The organism is Catenuloplanes niger, from assembly GCF_031458255.1.
GTDB classification, from domain to species: Bacteria; Actinomycetota; Actinomycetes; order Mycobacteriales; family Micromonosporaceae; genus Catenuloplanes; species Catenuloplanes niger.
In genome coordinates, this window is record NZ_JAVDYC010000001.1 from 8497782 (window position 1) to 8512642 (window position 14861).

Sequence of the window (14861 nt, forward strand, 5' to 3'; positions counted from 1 at the left end):
GGTGTCGGTGGTCAGCGGATCCGGTAGCGGGTCGCGGCGAAGTCGGTGAGCGTGTCGCCGGGTGGGATTGCGGTGCCGGCCGCGTAGAGGCGGCCGTCCCGGCCCCAGGCGAGCGCGGCCAGCTGGTCCGGCTCGCCGGGCAGGTCGGTGGTGAGCACGCCGCCGGTGCCGAAGCCGGTCCGGAGCGCGCCGTACCGGTCGTAGCGGACGAGCTTCCAGTCCGAGGTGCCGACCAACAGGTCGGTGCCGGCCGTCACCAGCGCGACCGCGCCGGACCCGGTGCCGGCCGTGCCGGTCACCCAGCCGTCGCCGTCGAACGACGGATCGGCCGTGCCGTCCCACTGGAACCGGGCCAGCAGCAGGGCCTGCTGCGCGCCCATCGACTCGCGGTCGATCGCGGCCGTGACCACGTCGGCCTGCACGACCAGCGCGGTGATCTCCTCCCGGTCGTCGCCGGTGACCGGCGTCGTCACCACGCCGTCGCCGTCGAACGACGTGTCCGGCGTGCCGTCCTCGAGGTAGGCCAGCAGCGCGATGTCGAACCCGCCGGCGTCCGAGGTGGTGTAGCCGCCGACGTAGAACCGGCCGCCCGGTGCGAGCGCGACCGTGTTCGCGTGCTCGTTGCCGTTGACCGACGTGGTCACGGTCCCGTCGCCGCCGAACGTGGTGTCCGGCGCGCCGTCCGCGGTGTAGCGGGCCAGCGCGATCGAGCTGCCGTCGTTGTCGACCGTGGTGAAGCCGGCGACCAGGATGCGCCCGTCCCGCGTGATCGCCGCGGACGTGGCCTCGTCGTGGCCGAGGACGTTCGTGGTCACGAAGCCGTCGCCGCCGCCGAACGTGGTGTCCAGCGCGCCGTCCGCCGTGTAGCGGGCCACCCCGAAGTTCGCGTCACCGGTCGCGTCGACGGTCGTGCCGGCCACCACGATCTTCCCGCCCGGCTGGGCGATCGCGGCGGTCGCCTGGTCCTCGCTGCCGGACAGGTCCGTGACGACCCGGCCGCCGGTGCCGAACGTCGGGTCGAGCGTGCCGTCCGGGCTGTACTTGACCAGCCCGAAGTCGCCGGGCCCGAAGTCCGCCGAGCCGGCCCGCCCGGCCACCACCGCACTGCCGCCGGTGACCGGGACCACGGCGTCACCGAAGTCGAACGCGGCCGCGAAGTCCGTGGGCGCGGCGGCGAACGTCGGGTCGAGCGCGCCCGAGGGGGCCGCGGCGTGCGCGGGCCCCGGCAGCGCGGTGACGAGCGCGGCGACGACGGCGCCGGCCGCGAGCGCTGTCCAGCGTCGTGACATGTGAACTCCCTTCGGTGCCGCCGGGGCCCCCGCCCCGGCGGTCGAACGAGCACATCATGGCAACCATGAATGTCCACTCGGAACACACTGTGGACGTTCCGACACTTGGGGAACACGGTCGGTGACGGCGGTGAACGCGCGACGGCGGCGCGGGTCAGCGGTGTCGGACGGTGAGCCGGTCCAGCGCGATCGTGCCGCCGTCCAGCCGCAGCCCGGCCGCGGCCGACCAGGAGGTCAGCGTGGCCGCGTCGACCGCGGCGCCGGCCGGTGCGTCGTGGATCCGGGTCCAGCGCCCGTCGTGCTCCAGCCAGGTGCTCAGCCGCCCCCAGCGGACCAGGACCGCGAGGCGGTCGCCGGGCCGCCAGGTCACGGCCGCGCAGCAACCGCCGGTCGCCTCCGGCCGGTCGCGCCCGCCGGTCCGCACGTCCGCGCCGGAGCTGCGGTGCCGGTGGTTGTACCAGGCCAGCGCGAAGTCACCGGACCCGCCGGACAGGCCCAGGAAGAGGCTGTCCTCCGGCTCGGAGCCGGCGAACGCGCGCGGCTCCACGACGACCGCGGTGCCGTCGGCCGAGCCGGTGACCGGCGCGGCGAGCACCGCGAACGCGCGCGTGCTCGCGGTCGCGGTCAGCGCGCCGTCCACGACCGCGAGCGCGGGGGAGGGCTCCGCGACCGGATGGTCGATCCGGTAGGCGGCCAGCCGGTCGGTGCCGAAGTCGTCGTCCCACGCGGTGACCGGGTAGTCGGCCGGGTCGAACTCGTACACCGTGGTGGTGAGCGCGGAGCTGACCCCGGCGCCGGTGCCGGCCAGCACGCGCAGCGGCAGCCCGGCCGGGTCCGCGCCGGCCGGCACCCGTACCCGCCAGGTGGTCTCGACTGTCTGCCCGGCCCGCAGCGGGCGTGCGCGATCGCTGTTCCCGGTGACGGTCCAGCCGCGCGGTGCCGTCAGGCTGATCCGTGCCCGCGGGACGGACGCGGACGCGGTGACCCGGGCGCGCACGTCGACCTCCTCGCCGGCGTCCACGGCGAGCGTCTCCGGGAGCGTGACCGTCAGGCTCGGGTCGGGTACGCGCCAGAGCTGGACCGCGGTGACGCCGAAGACGCCGGGCGCGGCGACGCGCAGCCGGTCGGTGGTCAGCGGCGGATCGACGCGCACCCGGTTCACGTCCCGGCCCACCGGCTGCGCCGGGGACCTGACCTGCCCGGGCACGTCCTGCCAGGTGCCGTCCGCAGCCTGGTACCGCAGCGTGAACGACGGGGGAGTGCGCACGCCCCCGCCGTCGTCGTAGAACACGATCCGCACGTCCGACACCACGGTCGCGGCGCCGAGATCGATCTCCAAATGGTCGGCCGGGTGCGGGGTGCCGTAGTTGGTCCAGCGGGTGGCCGGCACGTCGAGGTGGAAGTCCTGGCCGTCGATCGCGTCCACCGGCTTGTCCCCCCGCCAGGTGTGCGAGGCGCGCGCGGCCGGATAACCGGTCTCCCGCGGGTTCGCGGCGTCGTCCACCGGCTCCGGCAGCGGCGGCACCACCGGCGCGCCGACCGGGACGGTGACGTCGCCGGGCGTGGCGCGGTGCAGCACCTGGCGGCCGTCGACGAAGACCCGGAACCCCGCGCCCCGGCCGTACGCGGTGCCGTCCGCGTCCCAGCGCACGGACAGGTCGTGGCCGTGGTAGCTCAGGTTCTCCACCGCGAAGTGACGGTAGTCGTTGAGCGGCGCGATCCGGACCGTGTCGCCGGACTGCGGCCGGATGCCGAGCAGGCCGGACAGCACCAGGTCGGTGAAGGTGGAGTGGTTGTAGTCCTCGCTGTGCCCGGCGCCGTCGTAGAGCCACCGGTCCTCGTCCGGGTGGTGCGCCTCCGCGACGTACGGCCGGCCGGCCTTGCGCTGCGTCAGCGCGTACCTGCGCAGCAGGTCCTGGTAGTCGGCCCGGTCGACGTGGGGCTGTGCCGGGTAGTCGAGCAGCTGGTTCGCGAGCGCGGTCAGCGTCTGGCTGGTGGCGAACGGCCAGCTCGGCCCGTTCCACCGGCAGCAGCCGTCCGGTGCCTCGTGCATGAACCACGGGCTGCGGCGCTCCGCGGTGGCCGGCCCGAACGGTGCGGCGAAACCCCGCGGGTCGGTCAGTTGCGCCCACGCCACCGCGTTCTCCGCCGGGGGCAGGTGGAAGTACCAGGGGACGTAGCCCATCAGCTCGCGGTCCGCGATCGGCGTGGTCGCGTCGCGCTGCACGTGCTTGTAGAAGTCGCCGTCCCAGAGCTGCGTGAGCCGCTCGCGGAGCGCGTCGGCCTCGCGGTCGAATCGCTGCGCGGCCGCGGCGTCGCCGGCGCGGCGGGACAGTTCCGCGAGCGCGCGGGCGTCGCCGTACTGGTAGGCGTTGAGCGTCGGCCGGAAGCCGTCGCCGCCGTGGTACGGGTCCTCGGTCTGGTACGAGCCGGCCGTGTACTCCATCGCGTCCCACACCGGCGTCTGCCAGTAGAGGCCGCGCGACGGGTCGAGATGGCTCGCCTTCCACGTCTCGTACTGCCGGGTCAGCCGCGGCAACCGGTCGAGCAGGAACCGCCAGTCACCGGTGACCTCGGCCCGTGCCACCGCCGCGTCCACGGCCCAGAACGAGTACTGGTGGGCCCAGTCCGTGGTGTCCGTGTTGAGCGCCTCGGTGGCCGGCTTCGGGCCGGCGCCGGAGCCGGACAGCCAGTAGTCCAGGTAGTCGTCGAGGTAGCGGCGGTCGCGCAGCCAGCGGCCCTCGTAGAGGTGGTGCCCGGCGGCCGCGTTGATGCCGCCGAACGGTGCGGAGTAGCCGACCGGGCCGAGGAACTCCGTGACGATCCAGCCGTCGCGCGGCCCGGTGTACTTCAGCGCCTCCTTGAACGTGCGCCACCGGTAGTAGTAGGTGTCCTCGATCTCGGCGTCCGGCAGGTCCACGAACGGGATGTTCGCCTCGTACCACCCGGGCTCGGGCACGTCACCGAGCAGCGCGCGGCGGTCGAGGATCGCGGCCGGCCCGACCGTCTCCGGCGCGGTGGCCGGTGCGGCGCCAACCGCGGGTGCGGTGCCGGCCGTCGGCGCGGCCGGTGCGGTGCCGAGTATCGCGACGAGCGCCACCGTGCCGATCCGCATCGCATCGAACATGATGCATTCAACCACGGTCGATCATTTCGTGCATGTTACGCAGGGCACAGCTTCGCGGGTCGCCCGAATCGGCGGAATCCGGCTCGGCACAATGGTTCTGGTGAGTCGCCCGTCACTCTGGGCTGAAAGTCTCTAAACCCTATCGGGCAAGTAGTGTATTGTGGCGAACGCCCATCACCCCTTACCTCAGGACTCCTCTAGTGATCAGCATCAGGGACCTGCACAAGGTCTACCGCGGGCGCGGCCGGGCCGTGACCGCGCTCGACGGCGTCTCGCTGGACGTCGCCGAGGGCGAGATCTACGGCGTGCTCGGGCGCAGCGGGGCCGGAAAGAGCACGCTGCTGCGCAGCGTGAACCTGCTGGAGCGCCCCGACTCCGGCACCGTCACCGTTGGCGGGGTCGAGCTGACCGCGCTGCCGGAGCGGCGGTTGCGCCGGGAACGGCAGCGCATCGGCATGATCCACCAGCACTTCGCGCTGCTCAGCTCGCGGACCGTGGCCGGGAACGTGGCGTTCCCGCTCGAGGTGACCGGCGTGCCGCGGGCGGCCCGGGCCGCACGGGTGGCGGAACTGCTGGAGCTCGTCGGGCTGGAGGGTCGCGCGGGCGCGTATCCGGCGCAGCTGTCCGGCGGGCAGAAGCAGCGGGTCGGCATCGCGCGGGCGCTGGCCGGCGACCCCAAGGTGCTGCTTTCCGACGAGGCCACCTCGGCGCTCGACCCGGAGACCACGCACTCGATCCTGGGGCTGCTGGCCGACCTGAACAAGCGGCTCGGCCTGACCATCCTGCTGATCACGCACGAGATGGACGTGGTGAAGCGGATCTGCCACTCCGCCGCGATCATGCGTGACGGACGGTTCACCGAGTCCGGGCGGATCGCGGAGGTCCTGGCCCGGCCCGGCTCGGAGCTCGCGGCGGAACTGCTGCGCCTCGGACCGGTGCCGGACCTGCCGGGACAGACCGTGGTCGACGTGACGGTCAGCGGCGACCACGCGGACCGGCCGCTGATCGCGGAACTGGCCCGGCGCTTCGAGGTGGACGTGCGCATCCTCGGCGGCACGGTCGAGGACCTGGCCGCGACCCGCGCGGGGCGGCTGCGCCTGGCGCTGCCCGGCTCCGCCGACGACAACCGCGCCGCTCTGACCTGGCTGCGCGAGACCGGCGTCCCGACCGAGGTGGCCGGCGCTGACAAGACGGGAGTCGTGGCGTGACCTGGGAGGACATCTGGCCGCTGCTCGGTGAGGGGCTGTGGGAGACCGCCTACATGGTGGGTGTCTCCACGGCGATCACCGCGCTCGGCGGGCTGCTGATCGGTGTGCTGCTGGTGCTGACCGAGCGCGGCGGGCTGCTGTCCGCGCCGCCGGTCAACCTGGTGCTCGGCCTGATCGTCAACGTCGGCCGGTCGCTGCCGTTCATCATCCTGCTGGTCGCGGTCATCCCGTTCACCCGCGCGGTGGTCGGCACCACGATCGGCACGGACGCCGCGATCGTGCCGCTGACCATCGGCGCGATCCCGTTCTTCGCCCGGATCGTGGAGACCGCGATCCGCGAGGTGCCGCGCGATCTCGTCAACGCCGCGATCGCGGCCGGCGCGTCCCGGTGGCAGGTCGTCCACAAGGTCCTGCTGCGCGAGGCGCGGCCCGGCCTGGCGGCCGGACTGACCATCACGATCATCGCGCTGGTCGGTTACTCCGCCATGGCCGGGACCGTGGGCGGCGGCGGACTCGGAGACCTGGCCATCCGGTACGGATACCAGCGCTTCGAGACCGAGATGATGATCGCGACCGTGGTGGTGCTGGTGCTGTTCGTCCAGGCCGTGCAGAGCCTCGGCGACCTGCTGGTGCGCCGCCTCTCCCACCGGTAGCCCGTCTCCCGGACCGCCGTCCCTCCCGCGCGTGCGGCGGGCGACGAACGCGCGGAGGGACGCGCCGCCGTCGGCTCACCGCGGAGCCTGCCCCACGCCGCCATCCCCGGGCGGTTTCATCCAGAGATATCCGTACAACGGAAGGCAGTTTGTCATGCGTCGGACCCTGGTCGCGCTCACCGCGGCCGCCTCGCTCCTGATCGGCGTGGCCGCCTGCGGCAACGACTCCGGCTCGGAGAGCGGCAGCGACACGCTCACGATCGGCGTCAGCCCCGTCCCGCACGGCGAGATCCTCAAGTACGTCAGCGACGAGCTGGCCGCGGCCGAGGGCCTGAAGATCGAGATCGTCGAGTTCAACGACTACGTCCAGCCGAACACCGCGCTCCAGGACGAGCAGCTGGACGCGAACTACTTCCAGCACGTCCCGTACCTGGAGGAGGAGGTCGCGTCCAAGGGCTACCGGTTCACGCCGCTCACGCCGGTGCACATCGAGCCGCTCGGCGTCTACTCCAAGACGGTCAAGGCGCTCACCGAGGTCCCGGACGGCGCCGTGGTCGCGATCCCGAACGACCCGTCCAACTCCGGCCGCGCGCTCAACCTGCTCGCCACCAACGGCCTGATCACGCTCAAGGACGGCGTGGGCGTCAAGGCCACCGAGGCGGACATCACCGGCAACCCGAAGAACCTCAGGTTCGAGGCGCTGGAGGCCGCCCAGCTGCCGCGCAGCCTCGAGGACACCGCGATCTCCGTGATCAACGGCAACTACGCGCTCGAGACCGGCCTGTCCCCGGCCACCGACGCGCTCGCGCTGGAGACCGGCGAGAACAACCCGTACGCCAACCTGGTCGTGGTCCGCACCGGCGACGAGACCGACGAGCGCATCGTCAAGCTGGAGAAGCTCCTGCACTCCCCGCAGGTCAAGGACTTCATCACGCAGAAGTACAAGGGCGCGGTCGTGGCCGCGTTCTGACGGCCCCCGGCGGGGGCGGGCCCGGCACGGCCCACCTCCGCCGGCACCGGTCAGGACAGTGCGGGCCGCGGGTTGAAGGGGCGGACGCGGGCGGTGGCCGCCGCGGTCCCGCCGCGGCGGTAGAGGCGGCCGCCGATGCGGAACCACCGGACGGAACCGTCGGGGCCACGGACGAAGTTCGCCCGGATGCCCTCCTCGGTGCCGCCGCGCAACGGCAGGTCGACGACGTAGTCCTTGCGGTAGAACGCGAAACCGTCGACCGCCGCGCCGCCGGCCATCAGCACCAGCCGGCCCCGGTCGGCGACGAACTCGAACTCCTGTGTGTAGACGGTGCCGTCGACGTCGATCTGCTGGCCGGAGTAGCGGCCCAGGTACGGCGCGAGTTCGGCGTCGGTGAGCGTGAGCGGCGGCGCCGGGATGTTGCTGACGCCGGCGAGACGGCGCAGCGCCCAGTCGCCGACGAACAAGTCGTCGAGCAGCGCCGGACCGGCGTCGGAGTTGGTGAGCACGGTGAGGGCGACGTCGCGGGCCGGCACCATCAGGAAGCCGCTGTGCTGCCCGGACCAGTCACCGCCGTGCTGCACCACCGTGGGGCCCTCGGCCGTCGGCCGCAGCATCCAGGTGACGCCGGCGCCGTCCAGCTCGACGAAGAGCGTGCCGCCGGGGCCGGGCCGGGACCGCATCGCGCGGATCGCGCGACCGCTCAGCACCCGGCCGCCGCCACCCAGGTGGAACCGGGCCCAGCGGATCTGGTCGCGCGCGCTGGAGATCAGCCCACCGGCCGCGTGCAGCGACCGCGGGAGCCACCACGACTCCGGCGACACCACGAGCGTGCCGGTGGCCGGGTCGACGACGTGCGGCTGCGCGACCGAGGCGCCGGGAAGGTCGTCCACGGAGAACGCCGACCGGGTCAGGCCGAGCGGGTGCAGCAGGCCGCGGCGCACCTCCTCCTCGTACGGCCGGTGCGTCACCACCTCGATCAGTCGTCCGGCCAGGGACAGCGCCGCGTTGTTGTACGCGAACACCCGGCCGGGCGGGTTGAGCTGCGGCAGGCGGTCCATCGCGGCGACGTAACGGGCCAGCGCGCCGGCGTCGTCGCCGGTGTCCAGGAAGAAGTCGCCGAGCCAGCCGCCGGTGTGGTTGAGCGCCTGCCGGACCGTGACCCGCGCCGAGGCCGCGGCGTCCGCGGTGCGGAACCCGGGGAGGTAGGAGCGGACCGTACGGTCGAGGTCGATCCGGCCCTGCTCGACCAGCCGCATGACGGCCGCGCCGGTGAACGTCTTGGTGGTCGAGGCGACGCGGAAGACGGTGTCACCGTCCACGGCCGTGGGCGCGTCGGTGCGGGTGACGCCGAAACCCCGGACGTACTCCCGGCCGCGGTACCACAGCCCGACCCCGACGCCGGCGACACCGTACCGCTCCATCCCGGCCCGGATCCGGTCCTCCAGCTCCCGGACGGCGGACGGCACCGGGACGCGCGCGGGAACGGCGGTGACCAGACCGCCGGCCGCGGTGGCGCGGAGAAGGGTGCGCCGGGACACGTGCTGTGGCATCGGAACCCCCACGGTTGAGGTCGGACCCTCAATCTAGACGCCCGACCCCGACATCGGTATCAGTCGATCTTGTCGTGCTTCGGCGCCGCCGGCCCACGGCCGGGACCGGCGCGGTGTCGCCCGATCGGTGCCGAACGGAACCGGTGGGCCGAACGGACGACCGTACCGGCACCGCGACCGGCTCTATGGTGACCGGATGAGCTCGCTGGACACAGCGGAGAAGATCTTCTCGATCATCGGTGCGGTCGCCGGTGTGGCCGGTGCGATCCTCACCGGGTTCGGCCTCCACCGGATGCGCGCGAGCCGGCCGGCCGCGCACCGGGCCGGTGGGCCGCATCGGGCCGGCGGGCCGCTCCGGTCGCGGGGGTTCCTGCTCGCCGGCGGCCTGGCGCTGCTGCTCACCGCCGGGGGCGTGCTGTACTGGGGACTCACGCGGACCGGTCCACGTCACTTCGACGCGGTCCGGCGCGTGGCGCCGTTCACCGTGCTCCTGGACACGTCGGAGATCCCGCAGCGCAGCTTCGATCACGAGACGCTGGACAGCACGCCGAAGGACGACCGGGGATTCACCATCGAATGCCGGATGCCGCCCGACCAGGACGATCCGCGGCAGAACCGCACCGGCTGCCGGCCCGGCACGATACCGGCCTACCATCTCGTGCCCAGCCCGAAGACCGGCACGACGGCCGCGCGCAGCGAGGGCGGCGACCTCGACGACCCGGACGGCTGCCACGGTCTGGCCGGCGCCTCCGACTGGGTCCGGGTCTACCAGGACCAGGTCTGGTGCCTGCGCACCGCCCGCAGCCTCGTGATGATCAAAATGGTCGAGCTGCCGGATGCCGTCCCGGCGGGCACCAAGTCCGTGCGCGTCGAGATGTCCGCCTGGACGGCCAAGGACCCGGCCGGCTCGTGAACCGGGCCGGGTTCGTGTGCCGGGCCGGGTTCGTGTGCCGGCCCGGGTTCGTGTCCCGCGCGCCGGTTCAGAACGCGGGGTACAGGATCGCGGTGTCGTCGAATTCGAACGTGACGGCGTCGGCGACCTCGACGACGCCCGGCACCTGGCGGGTCAGCCGCACCGCCAGCTCCGCGGACGAGCGGCGGTCGACCGTGCCGGCCAGCGTGACCGTGCCCGCGGTGACCGTCACCGTGATCGTGCCGGGCTCGAGCAGCAGGACCCGGTGCAGGATGCCGCTCTCGATGTCGACGCGGATCGCCTCGTCCGGGCGCAGGTGGGTCTTCAGCAGGTCGGAGCGGGTGACGATGCCGATGATGCGGCCCAGCTCGTCGACGACCGGAAGGCGCTTGACCCGGCCGGCGTCCATCCGGCGGGCGGCGGCGGTGATCGACGTGGTGGCCAGCGCGGTGCTCGCCGGCGTCGACATCAGGTCCGCGGCGACCACGGCGTCGGCCTTGACGCGGGCCCGGCGGTTGCGGCGGCTCTCGAACAGCCGCGGCGCCTGATCCGTGCCGGCGAATTCGATCTTGTGAAGCAGATCCGTCTCGGACACCACACCGACCACGCGGCCCAGCTCGTCCACGACCGGCACCGCGCTCACCCGGCGCCGCATCAGGACATCCACGATCGACCGGTACGGCGTGTCCGCGGTGACCGTCGCGACATCCTTGGTCATGACGTCCCCGACCTGCCAGTTCCTCATCAGAACCACCTCCAGCGCCCTTCACGCTACGGGCGCGCGGGTCCGGCCCGGCAGAGCCGGAGGACCCGGCCGCGGGGGACCTCCGGGCGGGCCTACAGTTCGGGTCATGATCGAGCCGCTGGATCTCGGTACGTTCCCGACGCCGCTGGAGGACGCGCCGCGCCTGGCGGCATCGCTCGGGCTGGCACGGCTGTGGATCAAACGCGACGACCTGATCGGGGCCGGTGGCGGCGGCAACAAGGCCCGCAAGCTGCGCGTCACCGCGGCGGAGGCGCTGGCGGCGGGCGCCCGCACGCTCGTGACGACCGGGGCGCCACAGTCCAACCACGCGCGCGCGACCGCCGCCGTGGCGGCCCGCCTCGGGCTGGGCTGCGTACTGGTGCTGGCCGGTGCCGGGCCGGCCGTCGAGCGCGGCAACCTGCTGCTGGACCGGCTCGCCGGCGCGGAGATCGTGTGGGCCGGTGACCGGCCGCCCGGCGACGTCGCCGCGATCGAGGCCGCGACCCGGCCGGGCGCGCACCTGATCCCGTTCGGCGGCTCGTCACCCACGTCCGTGCACGCCTACGCCGAATGCGCCCGGGAACTGACCGCACGGGCGGACTTCGACCGGGTGGTGGTCGCGGTCGGCTCCGGCGCCACCATGGCCGGGCTGGTGCTCGGCCTCGGTGCGGGCCGGGTCGCCGGCGTCGACACCGGCGCGCTGCCCGACCCGGGCGCCGCCGTCCGGGCACTGCTGCCCACCGATCCGGGCGAGCTGCGCATCGACCGGGAGCGGATCGGCGCCGGATACGCCACGGTGACCGACGAGGTGCGGGCCGCGCTGCGGCTGGCCGCCCGCACGGAGGGACTGTTCCTCGACCCGATCTACACCGGCCGGGCGATGGCCGGCCTCGCCGCCACGGCCGGCGCCGGCGACCGCGTCGTCTTCCTGCACACCGGCGGCCTCCCCGGCCTCTTCGGCGTGGACCAGCCCGTCCGCTGACCGGCCGCATCCACGGCGGTGGCATCACCCGCACGACCGCCCACCGGGTGGGTGACGGGGTAGGCGCGGGCGGGCGCGGCCGTCCGCGAGGACGTAGAACGTGCCGGGTGCGTCGAGCGTGTGCGCGTGACGGTCCCGTCCGGCGGGGCCGGAAGACCTGTACGGGCGCCTAGCCCAGCAGGTCTTCCAGTTCGGCCTCGGTGCGGCGGACGAGGGCGCGACGCTCGTCCTCGTCCATCTCCGCACAACGGCGCAGCGCGGGCTCGGTCGCGGCGCTCAGTGCGTCGCCGTAGATCGACGAGTGCGCGGCCTCGCGGAGGTCGAGGTTGCCGGCCAGGACGCCCTCGGCCATCTCCTTCAGCGTGCCGTCCGTACCGGCGGCGAGCTTCTCCAGCAGGAGCCGGACCGCCTTCGTCATCCGCCGGTCACCGGCCAGCTCGTACGCGCTGTCGTGCATGACGATCCGTCCTCTCCGGTCATCCCGCGAGCGGGTGGGCGTAGCCGCCGCCGGACGGCGCGGGCAGGGCCGCACCGTCGAGGTCGGCGGCGCTGCTCCGGATGACGCCCAGCACCTGCTGCCCCACACCGTAGAGCGTGGTGAGCGCCTGTGTCGCGCTGCTGATCAGCGCCAGGATCCGGGCCACCTCGATCGCGACCACGCCGGCGGCGAAGACCGGTCCGACGACCGTCGCGGCGGAGGCCGCTCCGCCGGCGGCGGCGAGCGCGACCACGACGGCGCCGTCGATCATGCCTTTGATGAAGCCGCTCGTCGCCTCCGAGTAGTGGTAGACGCCCATCGAGATCTCCGCGAACCGGGCGGCGAGTTCCCGCATCGGCATCACCAGGAGGTCGACCACGGCCTGCGCGGTGCGGGCGAAGAACTGGTAGGCGGTCTCCCCGGCGTGCCCCTGCCACCACGCGGGATGCAGCGCGGACGCGCCGCCCTGCAGGTTGAGCGCGAGATCCTCCAGCGCGTTCGCCGCGTTCTCCAGCGACCGGCCGGCATTGGCGATCGACTGCCAGTCGCCGACGATGAAGTCGAGGGCGTCGTTGAGCGGGTTGGTGCCGGAGATCTGCTCCCACACGGCGATGATGTGATGGGCCGGGCTGATCAGGTCCAGATCGGCGAGCCAGTGGGTGTACTCGACGTCGTCGACGGGCGTGAGCCGGCCCTGCGGCTCGTGCACGTCGGTGAACGTGGGGGTGATCCCGGTCGCGGCCCACCTTCCCTCCTGCGCGGTGGCGGGCCCCGGTTCCCGGCCGGGCAGCGTCGCGTCCATCTGCGCGGCCGCGGTGGCGTCGGTCTGCCGGTAGTAGTTCGCGGCGTGACGCATGCCCTCCGCGCTGACGTACAGGATGTCGGTCGCCTTCCGGACGGCCTCGATCGCCGACTCCATCGACGCCCGTGCGGCCGGCCCGATCATTCTGCTCAGCTCGCCCGGCCAGTCCTCCGGGATGGCGTACCGGGTGAGGTACTGCCGGACGGCCGACGCGTCGTCGCCCGCCCGGCCGAGCAGCGTGGCGAAGTCGTCGAGCGCGTGTGGTTCCACGGTGAATCCCACGGCCGGGCCCCCGTTCGGTGCAGTGAACCGCCCTCCGACCAGCGTAAAGATTATTCGTGGCCGTGGATGTTCCCTGTTCGCGGCACAGCGGTGAGCGCGGGAAGGCCGGCGGCGGTGGTGGCCATCAGGGGCCGGAGCAGCGCGACGCCGCCGGGAAGGTCGCCGATGGACATCAGCCGGTCGCGCAGGCGCAGGCGCCGGCGGGTGGACGGGACCATCCAGGCGGCGGCGCGGCGGCCGCTGAGCTGTTTACGGCGGGTGAACGGCAGCATCTCGGCCTGGTAGGCCGACAGCGCGGCGGGGACGTCGCCGGGGCGGGCGGCCAGGTGGTGCGCGAGCAGCCAGGCCCCGCCCATGGCCAGCGAGGCGCCCTGACCGGCCATCAGGGAGACCGCGTACCCGGCGTCGCCGACGAGCGTGACCGGGCCGCGGGTCCAGGAGGTCATCTCGACCTGCGCGACGCAGTCGTCGTACAGCCCGGGTCCGGCCGGGCAGCGCGCCAGCACGCGGGCGGCGGTGTCACCGAGACCGGCGAACAACGCGGCGAGCGGCGGACCGGTACCGGACGAGCCGATCCGGCGGGCGGCCGGCGGCGTGCGGTGGATCAGGCTCGCGGCCAGGCCGCCGCGACCGGTGGGGTAGACGCCGGCCTGTCGCCCGGGGGCGGCGATCACGGCGAACCGGGTGCCCAGCCAGGCGGCCAGGTCCGGGTCGTCGAACAGGTACGACGCGGTGCGGAAGCCGAGCGGGCGCAGGAACCGTGCCTCCGGGCCGAAGACCAGCTCACGGATGCGGGAGTGGATGCCGTCCGCGCCGACGAGCAGGTCCGCGGTGTGCCGGGTGCCGTCGGTCAGCTCCACGTCCACCCGGTCACCGCGCGGGACCGCGGCGGCGACGCTCACGCCGTACCGTGGCGGGGTTTTCTGGACGGTGCGGAGCGCGGACTCCAGGTCGCCGCGGAGCAGGCTGAGCACGCGGCCGCCGAGGACGCCGGTCATCGCGGCGTAGCGGAGACCGCCGGTGCGGCGGCCGGACGGGGAGAGGTGGACCAGTTCGTCGACCGGGCTCGCACGATCCGTCAACGTGGGGAGCAGGCCCATCCGTTCGGCCACGTCGTATCCGGAGCCGAAGAAGTCCATCAGGTAGCCCTCGCCGCGCGGACCGGGCGCGCGTTCGACGAGCGTGACCGTCCAGCCGTCGCGCGTCAGCCACCAGGCCAGCGTCAGCCCGGCGATGCCGGCGCCGCAGATCGTCGCGCGCCTCACCGGATCAGCTCCAGCAGCGTGTCCTCGACGCCGGTCAGGTCGAGCGCGGGGTCGAGCGCGCGATGCAGGCCGAGCGCGTCGAGTGTGGCGGTGAGCACGGTCGCGACCGGGGCCGCGCGATCGCCGAGGCCGTGGCCGGCGAGCCAGCCGGCCAGGTCGGCGCGGAGCGCGGCGAGCACGGCCGCGACGTCCGCGCGCAGCACCGGGTCGCGGGTGGAGCGCAGGAAGACCTCGCCGATCAGGATCGCGCCGGGACCGTCGGCCGGCCCGTCGGTGACCGCGCGGATCATCAGGCGTACGCCGTCGCGGGGGCCGGGCGAGGCGGCCAGGCCGGCGCGGAGACCGGCGGTGAGCGCGGCCAGCGCGGGTGCGACCGACTCGCGCAGCAGCGCGTCGACGGAGGTGAAGTGGTAGTGCACGGCCCCGCCGGGCACGCCGGCCCGCTGCGCGACCAGGCGGGTGCTGACCCCGCCCCAGCCGGTTTCGACGACCAGCTCGGCGGCGGCGCGCAACAGCCGGGCGCGGGTCTGGTTCACGCCGGTCCTCCTCCCGCACGAATTTGGGCGATCGCCCAAATCATCGCGCGGAACCCGG

Annotated in this window: 13 protein-coding genes; 5 read left to right on the plus strand and 8 right to left on the minus strand. The window is 73.7% G+C overall.

Features of this window, described 5'->3' with window-relative positions:
- Nucleotides 1-11: 11 nt before the first annotated feature.
- Both J2S44_RS37375 and J2S44_RS37380 read right to left on the minus strand, forming a co-directional pair.
- On the minus strand, nucleotides 12-1289 hold the full coding sequence (locus tag J2S44_RS37375; RefSeq protein ID WP_310424345.1) for an NHL repeat-containing protein: 1278 nt from the start codon (nucleotides 1287-1289) through the stop codon (nucleotides 12-14).
- A gap of 154 nt (nucleotides 1290-1443) precedes the next feature.
- Complete coding sequence (locus tag J2S44_RS37380) at nucleotides 1444-4416, minus strand: MGH1-like glycoside hydrolase domain-containing protein (RefSeq protein ID WP_310424347.1); 2973 nt, start codon at nucleotides 4414-4416, stop codon at nucleotides 1444-1446.
- A 200-nt stretch (nucleotides 4417-4616) separates the two neighbouring features.
- Here J2S44_RS37380 and J2S44_RS37385 point away from each other — a divergent pair, with 200 nt between their 5' ends.
- The 3 genes from J2S44_RS37385 to J2S44_RS37395 all read left to right on the plus strand — a co-directional run bounded on the left by J2S44_RS37385 (nucleotide 4617) and on the right by J2S44_RS37395 (nucleotide 7247).
- Nucleotides 4617-5624, plus strand: a complete 1008-nt coding sequence (locus J2S44_RS37385) for a methionine ABC transporter ATP-binding protein (RefSeq protein ID WP_310424350.1) — start codon at nucleotides 4617-4619, stop codon at nucleotides 5622-5624.
- Nucleotides 5621-6277, plus strand: coding sequence for a methionine ABC transporter permease (locus J2S44_RS37390; protein ID WP_310424353.1), 657 nt, complete (start codon nucleotides 5621-5623; stop codon nucleotides 6275-6277). The genes J2S44_RS37385 and J2S44_RS37390 overlap by 4 nt, the downstream gene beginning before the upstream one ends.
- A 154-nt stretch (nucleotides 6278-6431) precedes the next feature.
- Nucleotides 6432-7247, plus strand: a complete 816-nt coding sequence (locus J2S44_RS37395) for a MetQ/NlpA family ABC transporter substrate-binding protein (RefSeq protein WP_310424356.1) — start codon at nucleotides 6432-6434, stop codon at nucleotides 7245-7247.
- A gap of 50 nt (nucleotides 7248-7297) precedes the next feature.
- On the opposite strand, the gene J2S44_RS37400 is transcribed toward J2S44_RS37395, so the two are convergent.
- Nucleotides 7298-8800, minus strand: a complete 1503-nt coding sequence (locus tag J2S44_RS37400; protein WP_310424361.1) for a serine hydrolase domain-containing protein — start codon at nucleotides 8798-8800, stop codon at nucleotides 7298-7300.
- Between the two features lie 196 nt (nucleotides 8801-8996).
- On the opposite strand from J2S44_RS37400, the gene J2S44_RS37405 reads away from it, so the two are divergent.
- Nucleotides 8997-9713: a hypothetical protein gene (locus tag J2S44_RS37405; protein WP_310424363.1), complete on the plus strand. Its 717-nt coding sequence runs from the start codon at nucleotides 8997-8999 to the stop codon at nucleotides 9711-9713.
- A gap of 67 nt (nucleotides 9714-9780) precedes the next feature.
- On the opposite strand, the gene J2S44_RS37410 is transcribed toward J2S44_RS37405, so the two are convergent.
- The gene (locus J2S44_RS37410) at nucleotides 9781-10458 is read right to left on the minus strand and encodes a CBS domain-containing protein (protein WP_310424366.1); all 678 of its coding nucleotides are present in this window, start codon (nucleotides 10456-10458) and stop codon (nucleotides 9781-9783) included.
- A gap of 106 nt (nucleotides 10459-10564) precedes the next feature.
- Here J2S44_RS37410 and J2S44_RS37415 point away from each other — a divergent pair, with 106 nt between their 5' ends.
- On the plus strand, nucleotides 10565-11440 hold the full coding sequence (locus J2S44_RS37415; RefSeq protein ID WP_310424369.1) for a pyridoxal-phosphate dependent enzyme: 876 nt from the start codon (nucleotides 10565-10567) through the stop codon (nucleotides 11438-11440).
- Between the two features lie 169 nt (nucleotides 11441-11609).
- On the opposite strand, the gene J2S44_RS37420 is transcribed toward J2S44_RS37415, so the two are convergent.
- From J2S44_RS37420 to J2S44_RS37435, 4 genes are all read right to left on the minus strand, one after another.
- Nucleotides 11610-11897, minus strand: a complete 288-nt coding sequence (locus J2S44_RS37420; RefSeq protein ID WP_310424372.1) for a hypothetical protein — start codon at nucleotides 11895-11897, stop codon at nucleotides 11610-11612.
- A 19-nt stretch (nucleotides 11898-11916) separates the two neighbouring features.
- Nucleotides 11917-12990: a hypothetical protein gene (locus J2S44_RS37425; RefSeq protein ID WP_310424376.1), complete on the minus strand. Its 1074-nt coding sequence runs from the start codon at nucleotides 12988-12990 to the stop codon at nucleotides 11917-11919.
- 62 nt (nucleotides 12991-13052) lie between these two features.
- Nucleotides 13053-14267, minus strand: a complete 1215-nt coding sequence (locus J2S44_RS37430) for an FAD-dependent oxidoreductase (RefSeq protein WP_310424379.1) — start codon at nucleotides 14265-14267, stop codon at nucleotides 13053-13055.
- Nucleotides 14264-14803: a TetR/AcrR family transcriptional regulator gene (locus tag J2S44_RS37435; RefSeq protein ID WP_310424382.1), complete on the minus strand. Its 540-nt coding sequence runs from the start codon at nucleotides 14801-14803 to the stop codon at nucleotides 14264-14266. Before J2S44_RS37435 ends, J2S44_RS37430 begins: the two co-directional genes overlap by 4 nt.
- Nucleotides 14804-14861 lie beyond the last annotated feature (58 nt).

Bases quoted from the DNA above. Each gene is read 5' to 3' on its own strand.
- J2S44_RS37375 (WP_310424345.1), bottom strand. From the start codon at position 1,289: ATGTCACGACGCTGGACAGCGCTCGCGGCCGGCGCCGTCGTCGCCGCG.
- J2S44_RS37380 (WP_310424347.1), bottom strand. From the start codon at position 4,416: ATGTTCGATGCGATGCGGATCGGCACGGTGGCGCTCGTCGCGATACTC.
- J2S44_RS37395 (WP_310424356.1), top strand. From the start codon at position 6,432: ATGCGTCGGACCCTGGTCGCGCTCACCGCGGCCGCCTCGCTCCTGATC.
- J2S44_RS37400 (WP_310424361.1), bottom strand. From the start codon at position 8,800: ATGCCACAGCACGTGTCCCGGCGCACCCTTCTCCGCGCCACCGCGGCC.
- J2S44_RS37405 (WP_310424363.1), top strand. From the start codon at position 8,997: ATGAGCTCGCTGGACACAGCGGAGAAGATCTTCTCGATCATCGGTGCG.
- J2S44_RS37410 (WP_310424366.1), bottom strand. From the start codon at position 10,458: ATGAGGAACTGGCAGGTCGGGGACGTCATGACCAAGGATGTCGCGACG.
- J2S44_RS37415 (WP_310424369.1), top strand. From the start codon at position 10,565: ATGATCGAGCCGCTGGATCTCGGTACGTTCCCGACGCCGCTGGAGGAC.
- J2S44_RS37420 (WP_310424372.1), bottom strand. From the start codon at position 11,897: ATGCACGACAGCGCGTACGAGCTGGCCGGTGACCGGCGGATGACGAAG.